At 33.7% G+C, this 17,945-nt stretch carries 14 protein-coding genes and 1 pseudogene; 3 read left to right on the plus strand and 12 right to left on the minus strand.

Annotation, left to right across the window (positions count from 1 at the left end; all coding sequences use genetic code 11):
• The first annotated feature begins 118 nt into the window (after positions 1 to 118).
• Positions 119 to 2,119, plus strand: coding sequence for a coiled-coil domain-containing protein (locus tag BR77_RS19100; RefSeq protein ID WP_155520276.1), 2,001 nt, complete (start codon positions 119 to 121; stop codon positions 2,117 to 2,119).
• A gap of 155 nt (positions 2,120 to 2,274) precedes the next feature.
• Here the strand turns inward: BR77_RS19100 and BR77_RS09700 are convergent, their stop codons facing one another.
• The 6 genes from BR77_RS09700 to BR77_RS09725 form a co-directional block, all read right to left on the minus strand.
• Complete coding sequence (locus tag BR77_RS09700) at positions 2,275 to 2,985, minus strand: Crp/Fnr family transcriptional regulator (protein WP_035064759.1); 711 nt, start codon at positions 2,983 to 2,985, stop codon at positions 2,275 to 2,277.
• 226 nt (positions 2,986 to 3,211) lie between these two features.
• Positions 3,212 to 4,156 (minus strand): carbamate kinase, encoded by a 945-nt coding sequence (arcC, locus tag BR77_RS09705; protein WP_010054418.1) that lies wholly within the window; start codon positions 4,154 to 4,156, stop codon positions 3,212 to 3,214.
• 28 nt (positions 4,157 to 4,184) lie between these two features.
• The gene (gene arcD, locus BR77_RS09710; protein WP_015075321.1) at positions 4,185 to 5,618 is read right to left on the minus strand and encodes an arginine-ornithine antiporter; all 1,434 of its coding nucleotides are present in this window, start codon (positions 5,616 to 5,618) and stop codon (positions 4,185 to 4,187) included.
• A gap of 166 nt (positions 5,619 to 5,784) precedes the next feature.
• Positions 5,785 to 6,801, minus strand: a complete 1,017-nt coding sequence (argF, locus tag BR77_RS09715; protein WP_035064762.1) for an ornithine carbamoyltransferase — start codon at positions 6,799 to 6,801, stop codon at positions 5,785 to 5,787.
• 26 nt (positions 6,802 to 6,827) lie between these two features.
• The gene (gene arcA, locus BR77_RS09720) at positions 6,828 to 8,066 is read right to left on the minus strand and encodes an arginine deiminase (protein WP_010054411.1); all 1,239 of its coding nucleotides are present in this window, start codon (positions 8,064 to 8,066) and stop codon (positions 6,828 to 6,830) included.
• Between the two features lie 450 nt (positions 8,067 to 8,516).
• Entirely contained in the window at positions 8,517 to 9,308 is a 792-nt protein-coding gene (locus tag BR77_RS09725; protein ID WP_015075318.1) for a hypothetical protein, read from the minus strand.
• A 197-nt stretch (positions 9,309 to 9,505) separates the two neighbouring features.
• Between BR77_RS09725 and BR77_RS09730 the strand changes: the two genes are divergently transcribed.
• On the plus strand, positions 9,506 to 10,069 hold the full coding sequence (locus BR77_RS09730; protein WP_035064764.1) for a hypothetical protein: 564 nt from the start codon (positions 9,506 to 9,508) through the stop codon (positions 10,067 to 10,069).
• Here the strand turns inward: BR77_RS09730 and BR77_RS09735 are convergent.
• The 6 genes and pseudogenes from BR77_RS09735 to BR77_RS09765 form a co-directional block, all read right to left on the minus strand.
• Positions 10,064 to 10,339, minus strand: a complete 276-nt coding sequence (locus BR77_RS09735; protein WP_015075316.1) for a chorismate mutase — start codon at positions 10,337 to 10,339, stop codon at positions 10,064 to 10,066. The genes BR77_RS09730 and BR77_RS09735 overlap by 6 nt on opposite strands.
• Positions 10,340 to 10,366: 27 nt before the next feature.
• Entirely contained in the window at positions 10,367 to 10,747 is a 381-nt protein-coding gene (locus BR77_RS09740) for a VOC family protein (protein WP_015075315.1), read from the minus strand.
• 253 nt (positions 10,748 to 11,000) lie between these two features.
• Positions 11,001 to 11,546, minus strand: a pseudogene (locus BR77_RS09750) (sugar O-acetyltransferase); the annotation flags it as partial.
• Between the two features lie 207 nt (positions 11,547 to 11,753).
• On the minus strand, positions 11,754 to 12,740 hold the full coding sequence (locus BR77_RS09755; protein ID WP_185751411.1) for a WxLIP family cell surface protein: 987 nt from the start codon (positions 12,738 to 12,740) through the stop codon (positions 11,754 to 11,756).
• Positions 12,741 to 12,805: 65 nt separating this feature from the next.
• Positions 12,806 to 13,597 (minus strand): WxL domain-containing protein, encoded by a 792-nt coding sequence (locus BR77_RS09760; RefSeq protein ID WP_010053664.1) that lies wholly within the window; start codon positions 13,595 to 13,597, stop codon positions 12,806 to 12,808.
• A gap of 20 nt (positions 13,598 to 13,617) precedes the next feature.
• A complete protein-coding gene (locus BR77_RS09765; RefSeq protein ID WP_015075311.1) occupies positions 13,618 to 16,146 on the minus strand; it encodes an L-type lectin-domain containing protein in 2,529 nt (842 codons plus the stop codon).
• Positions 16,147 to 16,372: 226 nt separating this feature from the next.
• Here BR77_RS09765 and BR77_RS09770 point away from each other — a divergent pair, with 226 nt between their 5' ends.
• Positions 16,373 to 17,911: an AcpB/EbpR/MafR family transcriptional regulator gene (locus BR77_RS09770; protein WP_035064775.1), complete on the plus strand. Its 1,539-nt coding sequence runs from the start codon at positions 16,373 to 16,375 to the stop codon at positions 17,909 to 17,911.
• Positions 17,912 to 17,945 lie beyond the last annotated feature (34 nt).

The following is a 17,945-nucleotide window of genomic DNA, read 5'->3' on the forward strand; positions in this document are numbered from 1 at the left end:
GTATGCACAAACCGAGTGAAGATACAGCCAATTTTGGGTGTATCTTTGTTCACTATTTGGAGTAATTTATCTTACCAACATACCAATCAAATACATTAGAAAAGGAGAACCATACCCAATGAAACTTCATAATTTTTTAGACAAAAAAAATGCGTTGATGGATGCTTTGCAATCTGAAGATTCGGCTGAAAATCCTACAACCATTTCTTCTAAAAATGATGATTCGTTTAAAAGTGATTTAGTTTTTAATCAAATAAAATCTGAAGAACGTGTAATTGAGCCTATTTCAGAAATTAAACGTGCACCAAAAACTGTACGTGAACCTATTTCTAGACGGGCTGTTACACCATTCCAAGTCACTCAAAAAACAAATCCTAACCCATCTCAAACTGCCGAGTCTGAGTACAAAGCTCGATTGCAAGAGCTTGAAACGAACTTTAAAGAAAAACAATTACATTTTGAACAAGAAATGCTTGAAAAAGAAAAAGAAGCGCAACAAAATAGACAAGATTTGGAGCGCAATTTAAAAGAAAAACTAGAGCAACAATACAACGAGCAAGTTGCAACGATTAAGGAAGAAAAAGAACAAAATCGTGAACAACTGCAAAAACAATTTAATGAACAAATTGCTGAAATTGAGCATCTTTCATTAGAAAAAAGAATTGAAATTGAAACAAAATATCAAGAAAAATTAAAAATGCTAGAAGGCATCTACGCTGAGCAACAAGATCTTTCTGAGGCTAAATATGCTGAGAAAGAAGCAAACTTAGAGAAAGCTTATCAAGATAAGCAAGCTCAGTTTGATAAACAACAGCAAGCAAAAATTGCTGAAATTGAAGCTCAAAAAAGAAAACAAGATGAAGAGTACGAGCGCAAATATTTAGAAAAAATCGAAAAATTAGATTTATTCTATAAAGAACGCCAAACTGTTTTAGAAAAAGATATCGCTGAAAAAGAAAAAGAAATTATCCGTAATGCTGAAACTCTTGCTGAAGAAAAATTAGATCGCGCTGCTCGTGAAGCTGAACAACTTTTATCTGAAATCAAAGCCAAAGTGGCCTTGCAACAGCAAAATTTAGAACATTCAACAATTGAAACTGAAGAAAAAAATAGTAAAGCTATTGAAGATGCTAAAAAAATGGCTAGCAATATTATTAATAGTGCGAATGGCGAAGCTAAGAAGAAATTGGAAAAAGCTGAATTGCAGGCTAAAACTGCCTTAGAAAGTGCACGTAGTGATTCCCAATTACTGATTGAGAATACTAAAAATGAAGCTGAAAACATGTTAAAAATTGCAAAAGCAAATGTATTTTCAGCTAAAGATGCTGCCGAAAAGGACATTATTCTTGAAAAAGCAAAGCATGAAAATGAAATGGCTGATGAACGTTACCAACTAAAAACTGAACGTGAAGCTTTCTTAGTTTATAAAGAAGAGTTCCAAAAGTTCAAAACGGGTATCGAAGAAAACTTAGCTAGAAAAGAACATATTTTAGCAACTAAAACACAAGAAGATATTGCTTATTTGGAAAATAAAGCGATTGAACTTGATAATAAACTAGACTTACGTTCAACGTTGGCCGAAAAACAATTTAGTTTAGTTAAATGGGCTTCGCTAACGATAAGTATTGTAACAATTGCTTTCTTCGTGATGGCAATCTTAACTCAAGCATCTTATGTTAGCATAGGCTTAGCCTTTGTTGCCGTTGTTGCGAGTCTTTATCTGTTCTTAGCTTCTCTATTAAACCATCGTAATGTTGATGAGGAGATGGCACAGTTAGGTTCTGACGACGATGATGAATTTGATGATGACGACTTCGACGACGATGATGATGAGTTTGATGATGACGACTTCGACGACGACGATGATGAGTTTGATGATGACGACTTCGACGACGACGACGATGATGAGTTTGATGATGACGACTTCGACGACGACGATGATGAGTTTGATGATGAGTTTGATGATGACGACTTCGACGACGACGACGATGAGTTTGATGATGACGACTTCGACGACGATGACGATGAGTTTGATGATGACGACTTCGACGACGATGATGAGTTTGATGAAAAACCTGCTAAAAAAAGCATATTTAGAAAAAAAAATAAAAAAAGATAATTTTTTAGGAAGGCTTTAAGTGCCTTCCTTTTTTGATGACAAAAAGTAGCGTAAGCCTTTTACTTACGCTACTTTAATAGTCTATTTACTCTTTTAGTCTTAAAATAATCACCATCATAGCAGCTAGATTTTGAACTAAAGGTTGAGCTGACCATTCATGTTATTTCTCCATTTTCTAAAAAAAAGCCGACATCTTGAAAAATTAAATGTTTTTGACAGTAGTCTAACTTCTTTTCTTTTTTTAATGTTTTAATCACATTACTAGCTGTCTCTCGTGTCGTTCCACTATTAATCGCAATTTCTTTCAATATGATTGGATAAGGAATTCTAATGGTTCCTGAAAAATAGTTTTCTCCTAGGTGTTTCATTAAAATAGCTAGGGTTTCAACAACTCGTACAGTAGCACTGGATGCTAAACAGTATTGAATTTTTAGTTCATGGCTTTCTAAATTAGTAGATAATGCTTGATAAAAATATAAAAGTTGTGCTGTATTCCCTTTGCTAATTTTTTCAAAAATATCGGTGGGAATATAATAGACTTCAATATCTGTGACTGCATATGCTGAAAAATGATAAAACTCATCAAAAAACATACCACCATAAGGAAATAAATGTTCTTTTTTTACATAGTCTAAATAACAAAATGTTCCACTGGAATCATAACGTTCTACTCGAACTAAACCTTCAATTAAAAAATAAATTCGATTGCGATAATCACCATTATCAAATAAAACTTGACCCTTTTTATATTGGCGCAAATACATATGATCTTGTATTTTTTCAAATTCGTCATCTGTAAACCCACTAAAAACTTGGTTATTACGAATGCTGCCTAGTTCTTCTAGCTGGACTTCATTTTTTTGCACTGTACTTCAACTCCTATAGATATTTTGGAAAAATAATCATGATATCTAGAGCGGATCTAGTGAAAAAAATGTGAGAATCAATTTTCCAATACACAATTTACTTAAACGAAGTCAGTTTGTGTCCACTTTGATGTGTTGCTATACTTTAGTATAACATGACTCTGGCTAAATTTAGATGCAGAACCACTGACTTTCCATTTCAATTCCCTCCTGTGCTGATAAATTGTTATCCTCTCACAATCGTTGTACCCGCATTTTCTGTATTAAAATTGCCTAAATTTTCCAATGAAGTAATAACTGCCTTCCCTTTTGGATTATGCTCTACAAAGGAAATTGCGGCTTCAATTTTGGGCAACATACTACCTGGCGCAAATTGATTTTCTTGAATGTATTGATAGAGCTCTTTGGTTGTAACTGTCGTTAAGGCTTTTTGATTAGGTTGGTTATAGTTTATATAAACTTGTTCTACACCGGTTAAAATAACTAGTAAATCTGCTTCAACTAACTCAGCTAATTTCTGAGAAGCAAAATCTTTGTCGATTACTGCTTCTACTCCGACAAATTCATTTTCGGCTTCAATAACTGGGATACCACCACCACCAACTGAAATAGTCACAACTCCATTTTCAACCAATTGATTAATAATTGGGTATTCTAAAATACTAACTGGTTTTGGTGAAGGTACTACTTTTCGCCACCCACGGCCCGCATCTTCTTGATAAGTGTCATCACTTAAAAGCATTTGTTCGTGGGCCTCTGATTGGGTTAAAAATGGACCAATTGGTTTTGTTGGATGAATAAAAGCTACATCATTTTGATCCACAACAACTTGGCTAACAACTGAAATCACTGATTTTTCAATTCCTTCTTTTTTAAATGCATTCTCTAACGCATTTTGAAGCCAATAGCCGATACTCCCTTGTGTCATTGCCACACATGTATCTAATGGCATTGCTGGATTGCTTTTAGATGCTGCAGCTTGCTGTTGTAAAACCAAGTTTCCAACTTGAGGACCATTTCCATGAGAAATAATTAATTCGTTGCCTTGCTTGATAATTTCAACCAAATAAGCAGCCGTTGCTTTTAATGCCTCTTTTTGTGCTTTATCACTAGCGTCGGTTGATAAAATAGCATTTCCACCTAATGCTACTACAATTTTGCGTTTACTCATATCTATTCCCTCACTTTTCACTTTTTTATTAACCAATTTTAATTGAACCGTTAATTAACTGAATGACACACACAATAAATAATAAAATAACAACTCCAGCACAAATCCATTCACCTTTACTAAAGAGTTTCTTTTTATTTTCCTTCTGAACCCAGGCATAAATGATAATTCCTGGCCCATATAAAAGCATTGTCAATAAGAAAAATTGAATTCCACCCGCATATATTAACCAGACCCCATAAAGGCTAGCAAGTACACCAATAATAAGGTTACGTGTCCGATGAGGCGTATCTGCTTTTTCTTGAATAGAAATTTTTAACTGATAAAAAGCTGTAAACGCATATGGAATTAAAATCGCAGAAGATGCTAACGAAAATGCAAAATTATACGCGCGATCACTAATTAAGAATGAAAAAATAAATACTTGAATCAAGACATTCGTAAAAATTAGAGAATTTACGGGTGCACCATTCCGATTTTCTTTTGCGAACCGCTTAGGAAAAGCACCAGATTTTGCAGCTTGATACGGTAATTCTGCAGCGAACATTGTCCATGACAACCATGCTCCTAGTACAGATATAACTACACCGATATTAATTAAAATAGCACCCCATTTTCCAACTACACTTTCTAATAAATAAGCCATAGCAGGTTGTTTTAAGTCTGCTAGTTCTGGTCTAGTCATGACTCCTAAAGACAAAATAGTTGTTAATAAATAGATAGCAATAACTGTAACTAAGCCAAGAATAGTTGCTTTTCCAACATCTGATTTCTTAGCAGCACGACCAGAAAAGACGACGGCTCCTTCAATACCGATAAAAACCCAAACAGTGATTAACATTGTTCCTTTGACCTGACTCATCACTTCACCTAATTCAAAGTTTCCTGAAAGTGTTCCCCAAAAATCTGTTGTAAAAATGCCCAATTTGAAAGCTACAATCATCGCTACAAAGAAAATTGCTAGAGGAATGAGCTTTGCAGCAGTAATGATTGTATTAATAAATGTAGCAGACTCTACTCCTTGTAAAATTAAATAGTGCACAAGCCAAAGTAAAATCGATGCGGCAACTACTGAAGCTAGATTCTGTCCATTACCGAATAGTTTAAAAAAGTAACCTAAGGAGCTAAATACCAACGTTGCATAAGCTACATTGCCTAATAAGGCTGACAACCAGTAACCCCATGCAGCATTAAAGCCCATGTAATTTCCAAATCCTTCTTTAGCATAACTATAAATCCCAGCATCTAAATCTGGTCTTTTTTCAATTAAATTTTGAAAACTAAAGGCCAGCATTGCCATCCCCAGTCCTGCAATCAACCAACCAATAATTATTGCGCCTAGCGAAGCCTCTCTAGCCATATCCGACATTAAATTAAAAACACCGCCACCAACAATTGCACCAACTACTAAAGCACTTAACGGTATAATACCTAATTTTTTTTCTTGTGTTTGTTCACTCATTATTATTTCCTCCAATTCGTTAAATGGATACTAAAAAAATTAAGAGCTTCACTTTATATCCTTAGATTAACGAATAGAGTCAAGCTCTTTACTTTTTACGAATGCGGTTGATTTTTGTTTGCGAAATAAGCTAATTCAAAATAGAATCAGCTTATTTCTCGATAAATTAAACTCTTGGAATAAATAGGTTTCCTAAAGTAGCTGCCATAATGGCTTTGATTGAGTGCATACGATTTTCAGCTTGTTCAAATTGACGACCATACTTACTACGGAATGCTTCGTCTGTAATTTCCATTTCAGAAATACCAAATCGTGCTGCAATATCTCTTCCATACTCTGTCTCAGTATCATGAAAAGCAGGTAAACAATGAAGGATAATCATATTGTCGTTTCCTGTTTGTTTGATCATTTCCATATTAATTTGATACGGTTGTAAAAGTTCCACTCGTTCAGCAAATTTATCTTCCTCACCCATTGATACCCAGACGTCCGTATATAACACATCTGCGCCAGAAACGGTTTCAGCTACATTATCAGAAATTACAAGCTGACTTCCTGATTTCTTAGCAAATCCTTCTGCTAATTCAACAATTTTCGCATCTGTATAAAGTGATTTAGGTGTGCAAATACGTACATTTACACCTAAAATAGCCCCTGTAACTAATAAGCTATTCGCCATATTGTTTCGACCATCGCCAACATAGACTAAGTTAATACCTTCTAAATAACCAAAATTTTCTTTAACCGTTAAAAAATCGGCAATCATTTGCGTAGGATGCCATTCATCTGTCAATCCATTCCAAACCGGAACACCAGAAAATTCAGCTAATTGCTCCACAACTTTTTGGCTAAAGCCACGGAATTCAATCCCATCAAACATACTACCTAAAACTTTTGCAGTATCTTCTACAGATTCTTTTTTCCCTAATTGAATATCGTTTTTACCTAAATACTCTGGGTGTGCACCTAAATCAATCGCGGCTGTAGTAAAGGCTGAACGTGTCCGAGTTGAAGTCTTTTCAAATAATAGCGCAATATTTTTTCCTTCTAAATAATGATGTGGAACGCCAGCTTTTTTCAATTTTTTTAAATGAGCAGAAAAATCAACTAAATAAGTTAATTCCTCTTTTGTAAAATCCTTTTCGGCCAATAAGCTACGTCCTTCAAATACTGATTCATTCATCATTCTTCATCCTTTCTAATTTTAATTTATTTTTTTAAATCTTCACGAATTAATGGCATGCTCATACAACGAGGGCCGCCACGACCACGGGACAACTCACTTGAAATGACTTCAATCACTTTAACTCCATAACTTCTCAGTAATTCATTAGAGACATAATTCCGGTTATAAGTGACGACCACACCTGGTGCAATCGCTAAAGTATTCGAACCATCATTCCATTGTTCACGAGGTGCAACAATCTCATCGCCATTGCCACAAGGAATCAAAATCAATTCTGGTACATTTAAGACTTCCCTTAATACCTCTTGTAAATCATTTCGTTCTGTCATCCGAATTTCTCCAGGAACTGTGCTCGGTTCAATAATATAGGTATCAACTTTTCCGCCATCTGCTTGAATTCCAGGGTGAATCGTGAATTTATCATAATCAACCATAGTAAAGACTGTATCCAAATGCATCATTGCGCGGACATTGGGAATTTTAATAGCTACAACTTTTTCAAAATTACTATTCCGACTAAATAAAGCTTTTGCCAAAGCCTCTATAGCTTTTGCTGATGTCCGTTGTGAAATTCCAATCGCTACAACACGCTCATTTAAAACGAGTTCATCGCCACCTTCAATACTTTCTGGATGGTCACGATCAAGCCAAACTTCAACCCCTTTATTAGCAAAACGAGGATGGTATTGAATAATAATTTCCATAAACATCGATTCTCGTCGTCTAGCTGTATAGTGCATAGAATTAATCGTTAATCCATTACCTAAAGAAGCTGCTGGATCTCTAGTAAAATATAGATTTGGCATTGGGTCCATAAAAAATGGATAATGTTCCTTATTTGAAATATCGACTAAATTACTTGTTGTAACATCTATATCCCGCGTTCTAACACCGGCCATTATTTTAGTTACCATTGGAAATGTTTCCATGCTGAGTAAGTACTCTCTTAGAGCGCTTGCTATTTTAGGTGAACTGATTTCAGATTCGCTTAACATTCGATCAATAAATACTTCTCGAATCCCTCCCGCATCAATCGCCTCAGCGGTTAATTTTTCTAAATATAGGACCTCGGTTCCATTGTCAGTTAAAGCTTTAGCAAAATAATCGTGCTCTTCTTGAATAATTGGCAAATAGGGAATATCGTCGAATAATAATCGCCCCATAATATCGGGCGTTAAATTCTCAACCTCTTCTCCAGGTCTTTTTAACAAGACTGTTTTTAACTTACCTATTTCGGACATAATATGAATTGGGTTCTCCATTTTACTGCCTCCTCAAAAAATTATTTTTGATTACACTTAAATCATAACGCTTACAAAAATTGCTTTCTCCAAATATACGACGAAGCAAATGCAAAGGATTTATCATTCCATCAAAACTAGTTATAAATATTCATTTCCAAACTGTTTTTCCCATCAAATAAACAGGTCTAAAATGTATAAACGACTTGTTTATACAGAATTTTTTTCACTTTTTTACGAATACAAAGAGATCAAAAAACTAAATTTACTCAATAATGAGAAAATCATACAGTATTTTTATACACACTAAATCATATTTATACAATATCACGCTTAACTATTTCATTTAAATGTATCTTTATAATAAAGTAATTATAAAATTAGATTCTTCTTATTTTATTTTCATTAATGATAAAAAAAGATGATAAAACTTTTTTTAGAAGTTTTATCATCTTTTAAACGTCTTTTTTATTATCTTCGTTCTTTACCTTCAGCCATATCTTTTAATAAATCGACTTGAGAACGAACTTCATTAAATAAATTATTTAACTTCAAGCGCGAATGATCTAATTCATGATAAATATCATTAATTTCTTCCGTCACAGCTACACGCTTCGTTTCAATCCCAATTTGGTAGTTATTCGCTTCTTCACTAGCTGCATTCACAATATCCTTCGCCATTTCTTTCGCATTTAAAACAGCATCTGCTAAATCAACCTTCACATTCATAAGCTGCGCTTTAAGCTCAGTATTTTCACGCTCAATCACATGATATTTAGCTAATTTTTTCTCTGTTTCAATGACATCAAAACCATACGTATTTAATTTTTCTAGTTGGTTCTTTAACGACTTATTCTCTTCACTAATTTTTGTGTAAAGAGCAATTGTATCACTTAACTGCTTTTTAGTACTTTGATTATCTAATTGATTGTCTTTTTCAGCCAATTCAGCTTTATCCAACAGCTGATTTTTTTCAAGAGCAGTCATTTTCAACTCTTCTTCAGCCATTGCTAACTTACGTTTTAGACGCTCGTTGTCTTTGAAGAGACGCGTATTTTCACGTTCAAAATTACCAGCAATCGCTTCATAATCATACTTGCTTGTATCTTCATCGTCTTCGTCTTCGTCATCTTCTTCATCATCGTAGTCTTCGTCGTCATAATCCTCGTCATCGTAGTCTTCATCATAATCTTCGTCGTACTCTTCATCATCGAACTCATCGTATTTGTCTTTTTTCTTTTTAAACCATGCAAATGCTAACATTTAGGCTCCTCCAATACTATTTTAAATTAAAAGATATTTTACTTATAATCAGGTTTAGATCCTTCTAAATTAAATTCGTTTTCAAAACTTATATTTGCTTTAAAGTTACCCTATAGTTGACACAATATGGTAAAATAGAACTAGTATTTTCAAGGTCAAAGATTTAAATTCTTTAAATGAAAGGAGAACTAATTCACATGCAGACTAACTACCTTATTGTATTCTATGCTATTATACTTTATTATACCACTATAGTCTCATTTCGTGTACTATTTCCAGCTAGTTTTCTGCCGAATTTAACTACTTTTATGTTATTTTCTACTACTAGAGAACGAAATTCTCCTAAAAAAAAGAGTTCTAGTAAAACGAGCCAGACTACAACTTCAAAAAAGAAAAGAAAAGTTCCTAAAAAACTTCCTCCTAAGCCTAAAACGCCTTTAGAAAGAATCCTATTTTCTATAAAAAAAACAGGAGCTAAACTGATTTATTATGGCATTCCAACAAAAAAACAGGTCTTAGTTATTACTATAATTGCTTTTTTTTCATATTTAATTACCTTTAGTAATGAAACATTCGTTATCACTTACCTTTATCTTTGCGTTATCTATTTAATTTCATTAATTTATCTAGCCTATATCGATACTAAAGAAGAAAATGAACTTCTAAAAAAACAATTGTATCAATTGACTAAACACAGAAAAAAACGTGTCAAAAAAAGACCCAATACATCAACCGAAAAAAAACGAGAACGTAATTTATAGTTCTCGTTTTTTTACTATATTTTTTTGGTACTCTTTTGTTACATTCATTAAGTCTTTAAATAGTTGCCCTACATAAGGTGCATAATCAGAATTAGCCAATCGCTCTTCTGCGCGTTCCATCACATTAATTTCCCGTGCTTCATCAAATATTGGCAAACTATTCGCTTTTTTTATTTCCCCTATTTCTGTCACAATTGCCATTCTACGTTCAAATAAAGCCACTAATTCGCGATCAATTTGATCAATCTCTGCTCTTTGTTTGTCTAACATATCCCACTCCCCTATTTCTCTAAAAGACTATTCTGTAATCTCAATTAAGTTTTTTTCTGGATCCTCGACTACACTTTCAAAATACCCATCTCCAGTTAATCGTGGTCCGTTCAAACAAGCATAACCATCCGCAACAAGTCTTTCGGTTAGAGCAACGACCTGTTCTTTTGAACCAACAGAAAACGCAATATGAGCCCAACCTAGTGAATCAGCTTCGTGTCCTATCACAATATCTGTTCGTTGCATAATTTCTAACCGTGCTCCGCTTTCAAAAGTTAAAAAATAAGAAGTAAAGCCCTTAGTAGCATTATGGTATAAATCATTGACTGATGCTTTAAAGTATTTTTGATAAAATTTCCGCGTTGTTTCAAGATCTTTCACCCAGATAGCAACATGTTCTATTTTCATTATTTACCCTCCTGTTAAAAAGTTTGTTGAGCCGGTTAGCTCTGGCAGAAAAATAGGGGAATTTGATGTGGCGCTTTTTGCCACCTCGAAATTTCATCTTTTTTTCGAAGAGTTGGCTCATAAGAACTAGCCTTGATAAAAAGTTTGTTGAGCCGGTTAGCTCTGGCAGAAAAATAGGGAAATTTGATGTGGCGCTTTTTGCCGCCTCGAAATTTCATCTTTTTTCCGAAGAGTTGGCTCATAAGAACTAGCCTATTTCTTTAATGACTCTTGCCGGATTACCACCGATTACAACATTATCAGGAAATGATTTTGTAACGACAGCACCTGCTGCAACTACCACATTATTACCTAATGTTACACCTGGAACCACAATTGCTGAGCCACCAATCCAAACATTATTCCCAATTGTAATTGGCTTAGCGTACTCTAACCCACTATTTCGTTCCACAGGATCGATAGGATGAGTCGCTGTATATAATTGAACACCAGGAGCAAACATTACATTATCCCCAATCGTAATCGGACAAACATCTAAGAATGTGCAATCAAAATTCGCATAAAAATTAGCACCAACATGAATATTATATCCATAGTCTACTCTTAAATTCGGTTCAATAAAGCTACCTTCTTCAAAGTTTCCAAAAAGATTTTTAATTAAATTAAAGCGTTCAACTTTGTCTTCTGACTGATTAAATTGACGAATTAATTTGCGTGCATTTTCTCTACCAGCTCTTAACTCGGCATCTCCTGCTCGATACATTTCTCCAGCAATCATTTTTTCTTTTTCACTTTTCATGGTAACGCCCCCAATAATCGTAAAGTATAAATTCTTACTTTCTATTATCCAGTATTTAACCTATTTTAGCTACTGAAAAAACATTTTTTTATAAAAATAAACTATCACTATCAAAAAAAAGCCTGAAATCAACATTTAAGCAATGGATTTCAGACGATTTTGATTATTTCATACTACTTGTCTCACGCTATTTGATAGCTTATTTAACTATTTTTCCAATTGATTTTTTCGTTTTTCTTTTGTTAACATATAAATTAATACGACCGTTACTAAAAATAAGAGTAAGATGCCAACAATTAAAAAGGTAGAAGGATTTTCTGATTTTATCCCTACAGCTTTTTTATTTAATTCTTTTGCCTTTGTTCCAGCAATAGTAAAATCTTGATCCCACTTCCAGTCGCCATATTCTGATTTTATCTTTATATGTGCTGTATAGTCACCAGCTTTAAATTCTTCTTTTTCCCAATCAAGTTGATTGTTCCAAGTTGAATTTGGAGCAAAGGTTACTTCTTTTAGTTGTTGCTCTTTTAAAACTTCTTTTTTATTTTTTGGGGTAATTTTTACCGTAACATCCTTAGTTGGTAATGTTGTAGCAACAGGATTTTGCAATTGTATTTCTAAGGAAGGATACGCATTAGTTAATGTTGGAAAAACTTTTTTGAGCTTTACATCTGCTTTTAATTGAGCATCAGTCTCGTACATTACAATTGGAACAATAAATGAATACTTATTTTTAAAAGAAATTTTTTCGTCTGCTTGTTCTGTAGCTTCATTTTGTTCCACAACTTGCAAACCGCCAAGTAGTACTCCTTCAAAAGCTTGTTCTGGTACCTCAAATGAAATATCCACAATACGACTCTCCCCAGCCTTTAGACTTAACTCGTGGGGAAGAGTTGCTATCGTTTGTAAGTCAACTTGGGCACTATCATCTGGAACATTCAGCTTTTTCTCATAAGATATTTCACCATTCTTTGAAGTCGTTGCATTATTTATTTGCAAACTAAACTTTTTGTCTTTATCAGATCCATTTGTTATTTGAACACTCACTTTTTCACTGCTATTTGGTTCTACCTTCATCTCAAAATGCGACTGATTTTCTGCTATTTGATGCTCGTTAAATAGAGGTTCAACAGTAAAATTCATACCTCCTGCTTGTGCCACTGGTGCTATAAAAATCAATAGTAGTGTACTCATCATACCTATCAACCATCTTTTTAAACTCGTCATCCTAGTTTTCCCATCCTTCCATATTTTAACACTTAAATACTTGGTAACATTGCCTTTGTATTTGAAACAGTTGCCGGCTCAACAGACCATGTCAAAACAGACTGATAATTTGTGCTTGCATTTGCTAACACACCAACTTCTTTTGGAACAGTTAATGTTACGTCGTCATCTTGACTTTCAGTAGCTTTTTCACCAAATGCAATCGCCCAAGTTCCTTCACCATGATTATTTGTACCACTACCATGCGCATCTTCTACAATCACAGTTGGTGTTTTTCCATCTAAAGAAACTTCATTGGACTTATCTATCGTTAAATCATTTTTAAATACACTATGATTTGCAGAAATATTAGATAAATCAATGATTGATCCTTTTAAGCTATGGCCTTTCTCGTCTTTCAACTCACTTGCGACTACCGATAACTTCCAACCATCATGCAAACCACGATTATCTGTTACTTGAACAAAGTTTGGTAGGTAGTTTTGTTCTTGATTTTTGATACTCAAGTTAGACAAATAGGTTTCTTGCTTAGAAGAAATTTTTTGTTTTCCAAAATTAAAATTCGAGGCATAATCAATTCTCAATGGTCCACTTGCTGTATTTTCTTCGCCTGGCTTTTCTCCATTTTCTCCCCCACCCTCAGGTAATTCTTGTTCAGGGTCTGTTGGATCTACTGGCTTTGTTCCTTCTTCATTAATCGGAGCTTCAAACTTAATAGAACTAGTAGAATTCAACTCTGTTGCTTGATCAGCAATTGCCACCGTTGACCCAAACCCTCCTAAGATAACTGTTGATGTCATTAACATTTTAATTGTATTTTTCATTTTTTTCTCTCCTATACATTTTATTTTTTTAAAGGGGTTGTTACATTTAACTTACTTAACTGCAAGGTATTATCTTTCATCATCGTCCATGTTATTTCATTAGAGTATTTATCATTCTTACTTAGATAGTTATTTGCACCTTTTTTAACTATGAAAGAAAAATATAAATCACTATCTGCATCGTTTAATACAATTTCTTTTGAACCTTGACTAGCAATGCTAGTAGACTCTTGATTATTCATTTCCAATGATAGATAGTTCAATGCTTGCTGGCTTCCCGTATAGCCCTTAGGAATAGTAAAGCCACTTTGCGACACACTAACTTTCCAACCTGACTCTGTTACCCGTTCATCTGTGATAGAAAATTTTGTCGTCGTTGGAAAACTATATTTTTTAGAACGACTTACAATTTGAGCATCCATCTCTGGAAATTCATCTACTTCTAGTTTCAACTCGCCATCCGTTACAATTAAAGGAACTTCTCTGTACAAATTTTTATTCGGAACAGCTAATTTAATTGTGTATTCCCCAGGATTTTCAGTTATTTCATCACTATTTTGAATAATAATCTGCTCTGTCAAATCTATTTTTTCAGCTTCAGCATTGATTTCCCAAGCAGTAGCTGCTAGTTGTTTTAATAAAAACTCATTTTTTTCTATCGTTGTTTTTTGAATTAAGTCCTTTGATTTTAATTCAAGTTGCTTTTTTGACTCAAGCTGCTTATTCGCCTCTAAAATTTTCAACGTTGAATGAATCATTTCGCTTTTATTACCTGCCTTATCTGCCACGGTAAGCTCAATTGGATGCTCACCTGCTTTAGATACATCAATTTCATTTAGGTTCGTATTAAATTCATAGTTGAAATCCTCTGGTTGCAAATGCTTATTTGTGTCCATTAAATTTCTTACAAATTTAGAACTTGAAGGAAAGTCTTCATTTATACTCATATAAACTTCTCGACCTTCTGCTGTTGGAGGCATTTTATCAACTACTTGAGTCTTCGTTATCGGAATAACTTCATTGTCTACCGTTAGCTGAGCCACAAGTTCTTCCTCTGCTAGTAAGTGAACTCCTTCTTCTAAAACAAGCTTAAATAGTTGAGTAGCTGGATCAAACTCTGCTTTCGAATTAATTTGGTTTCCATCTGATAGATAGGCATTCGAAAGTTGTAAGTCTACTTGTTCAAAATCACCCGTATTTAGTAATTTACCTGTTATTTCCGTACTAATATCTGCAACCTCATCAAACACAAATTCATATTTAGTTGGGATTGACCAGTAACCAATTTCCTGACTTTTGATTGTATTATTACTTCCCGCTACTTGAATAGAATCTAGCACTCTTGTTTTGGATTCATTCCCTTTTTTTATAACGGCATCATACGATATCTGAATATGTTGATTAGGATCTGATAGTTCAACACCTGTTAAATCAAGGTTCAAATTGCCTTCTTCTGTAAATGGGTTTTCTTTTGGAGTATACTTACTTCCATCTGGTAATAAAATGTTAATAGATTCTGCAATTGGGGTTACCTGCTGATTGCCATTTGATGTCACTTTCAAATTTCGCCATGATTGCTTTCCTTTTATATAGGCAATATCAGTCTGATAAGAAACTGTTTCGCCTTCTGTCACTTCAGTTTCTAAAAGAGATTCATTTTTCTTATTTAAAACTTGTTCAGTCACCTTAGCATCTACTAGGCCGGGTATATTTTCAAAAATTACGGCTTGCTTGGATTCTTTTTTACCTGTGGAACCTGTGAATCCCCAGTAAACAGAATTCGTTCCAAAAACACTCGTGTCTAATCCATCATAAAGTTGACGTTCAATACCATCAAAAATGTACGTAAATTCATGAGTTTCAGCACTATAATTAAAGGAAAAATCATGCCACTTTCCATTAGAAAGAGCTCCTTTTTCTAAATTAATGCTTTCCGAGTATTTATCATGATAAATCTTATTTCTCTTTGGCGACCCTACTCTCTCATAGCTTGAAGAAAGTCCAGGGTAAGAACTGGCAACATGATTGTCCCCTAATCCATCGACATTATCAAACTGATTCTCACCACTATCATTGCGATACGTATCAAATTCAATGGCAAAACTATTTTGAACAGCCCCTCTTTCGGGATTACTATCTGATTTATAACCATATACACCTAATGTTTGTCCACCATCAAAACTAAATGCACTAAGTCCTTTAGGATCACTATGCATAACAAATGCGGCACCGTCAGCTGAATTTGAGCCTACATCATCAAAATATATTTTCATAGATGCATGAAAATCTTGAGATAAGTCTAATTTCATCGCTTCTGTTGACCATAAGCCGCCTTGTTGCCCTCCGTCGTCTGTTATTATAACTACATCTGTTCCATTCCCATTACGGTAAACTTTGGCACTATTATTTTGCATCTCTGTCGGAGTGAAAATATCATCTAATTGTAGTCCAAGAGGTGCCTCGTCTAATGCCGTTCTACTTTCTGAGAAGGCTGAAATTGGCATAATTATAGCTATTAGGCTGGATAAAACTAATTTTTTCAAATTCACGAATTTACTCCTTTCGTTTAAGACACTGATTAGTATAAAATAGTTTTCATGGAATTTCCTGTCAAAATGAGGGAGAGAATTACTTACTTTTGACAATTTAATCGTTACTAAATTCACAAATAAATTACTCGTTGGTTAAAAAATATACTAGAATACTTTTTACTAGTATACTTTTTTTTATGATGGTATAATTAGCCGAATTTTCAAAATTAAGGAGGGATACAATATGAAAGAGCTTCTTTCAACTAAGGAAAAGGTATATCTAGACATTACCTCCGCCTTGTTAGGGGAACCCATTGATATCTATACACTTGCAGATGAATTATTTATGTCCGTTCGCAACTTAAAAAAATACATTGACGATTTAAATGTCTTAATCCATCCCATAAGTATCTATTTTATAGATACAAATTCTGTTAATATCCATTATCCTGATTCACTAAACTATCAACATATCTATAAATCTATCTATGTGAATAATTTGAACTACTCCCTTTTAGAACTACTTTTTTTAGAAGAAAATAATACGCTAGAAACGTTAGAAGAACATTTTTTCTTAAGTGAAAGTACGCTAAGAAGAACAATTTCTTTCATTAATCAAAGACTCGCTCCATTTGATATCATAATAGATACGAAAAATTTTAACATTATCGGAGACGAAAAAAACATTATTCAGTTTTTTGTGTCGTATTTTCAGGAAAAATATACTTTTCAAGATATTAAGTTAGGAAATAGTTTAGTTCAATTCTTGGATTATATCTATTCTGATTTCACTAAATTTTTAAACTTTCCTACAAATTTCCCCACTAAAAATCGTTTTATTTTTTGGGTCGGTGTTGGTTTGAAACGAATAGAAAGAAATCATTCTTTGCCCATAAATAACAATTCAGAATATTTAACACAATTCACACATTTTTTTGATGCTCTTTTAAAAGAACAACATAACCAAAAATTAAAATTAGAGCACAACCTTACAAGTCGGTCTTTTGCTGAAGCTTTAACTTTTTTCATAGAAACTGGTTTTCTTTTTTCTAATGACGGTCTCAACCAATTAATAGAAAAATACCCTGATTTAGGGGACAATTATCAAAAAATCTCTTATATTTTATTAGAACTTGAAGAGATTTTCACTATATCTATGACTGAGTCAGCTAAAACAAATATGCAGTTAAAATTAATGAATGGCTTTACTTTCTATCAAAAACTAATTTTTAAGGGCGGACTCTTAAATGATGTTCCTTTACAATTTAAGCAGCGAACTCTATTTATCATTAATCGACTTCCTGAAATCATTCAACGCACCTTTAAAAAATATTTTCCTCATGAGGATGAATGGATGGCGAACTATTTTATTTATATCATTATTACCCACTGGGATACCTTCATTCCAAATATGTTAAAAAAAGCTCCCATCATCCATGTTGGAATTGTCGTGGAAACAGATCTTGAACATGCGCTTTATTTGAAAAATAAACTTGCCTACTATTACCCCTTCAATCTTGATGCTATGCTCATTCCAGATATAACGACTGAACGGATAGATAACAAAAAATTAGACATTATTTTAACAACATTTCCTTTGCATGAATTATCTACTACCACAAAAATAATTAGTATCAATCATGCTTTAAGTAAGCAAAATGTAAATGACTTATACAGTAGTTTTGGAATCTTTTTTGAAAAAAAACTAGAAGAAAAACTCTTTTCTGGTGAGTTTGGAAATATTTCAATACTTGACGAAGCGCCACGAATACCGATTAAGTAGCTTTGCTATTTTAACTCGTAACACGTTTCCTTTT

Source organism: Carnobacterium maltaromaticum DSM 20342, assembly GCF_000744945.1.
Lineage (GTDB): Bacteria > Bacillota > Bacilli > Lactobacillales > Carnobacteriaceae > Carnobacterium > Carnobacterium maltaromaticum.

Excerpts from the sequence above, each read along its gene's own strand:
- BR77_RS19100 (WP_155520276.1), top strand. The coding sequence starts at position 119 with ATGAAACTTCATAATTTTTTAGACAAAAAAAATGCGTTGATGGATGCT.
- arcC (WP_010054418.1), bottom strand. The coding sequence starts at position 4,156 with ATGAGTAAACGCAAAATTGTAGTAGCATTAGGTGGAAATGCTATTTTA.
- arcD (WP_015075321.1), bottom strand. The coding sequence starts at position 5,618 with ATGAGTGAACAAACACAAGAAAAAAAATTAGGTATTATACCGTTAAGT.
- argF (WP_035064762.1), bottom strand. The coding sequence starts at position 6,801 with ATGAATGAATCAGTATTTGAAGGACGTAGCTTATTGGCCGAAAAGGAT.
- arcA (WP_010054411.1), bottom strand. The coding sequence starts at position 8,066 with ATGGAGAACCCAATTCATATTATGTCCGAAATAGGTAAGTTAAAAACA.
- BR77_RS09725 (WP_015075318.1), bottom strand. The coding sequence starts at position 9,308 with ATGTTAGCATTTGCATGGTTTAAAAAGAAAAAAGACAAATACGATGAG.
- BR77_RS09730 (WP_035064764.1), top strand. The coding sequence starts at position 9,506 with ATGCAGACTAACTACCTTATTGTATTCTATGCTATTATACTTTATTAT.
- BR77_RS09735 (WP_015075316.1), bottom strand. The coding sequence starts at position 10,339 with ATGTTAGACAAACAAAGAGCAGAGATTGATCAAATTGATCGCGAATTA.
- BR77_RS09740 (WP_015075315.1), bottom strand. The coding sequence starts at position 10,747 with ATGAAAATAGAACATGTTGCTATCTGGGTGAAAGATCTTGAAACAACG.
- BR77_RS09755 (WP_185751411.1), bottom strand. The coding sequence starts at position 12,740 with ATGAGTACACTACTATTGATTTTTATAGCACCAGTGGCACAAGCAGGA.
- BR77_RS09760 (WP_010053664.1), bottom strand. The coding sequence starts at position 13,597 with ATGAAAAATACAATTAAAATGTTAATGACATCAACAGTTATCTTAGGA.
- BR77_RS09770 (WP_035064775.1), top strand. The coding sequence starts at position 16,373 with ATGAAAGAGCTTCTTTCAACTAAGGAAAAGGTATATCTAGACATTACC.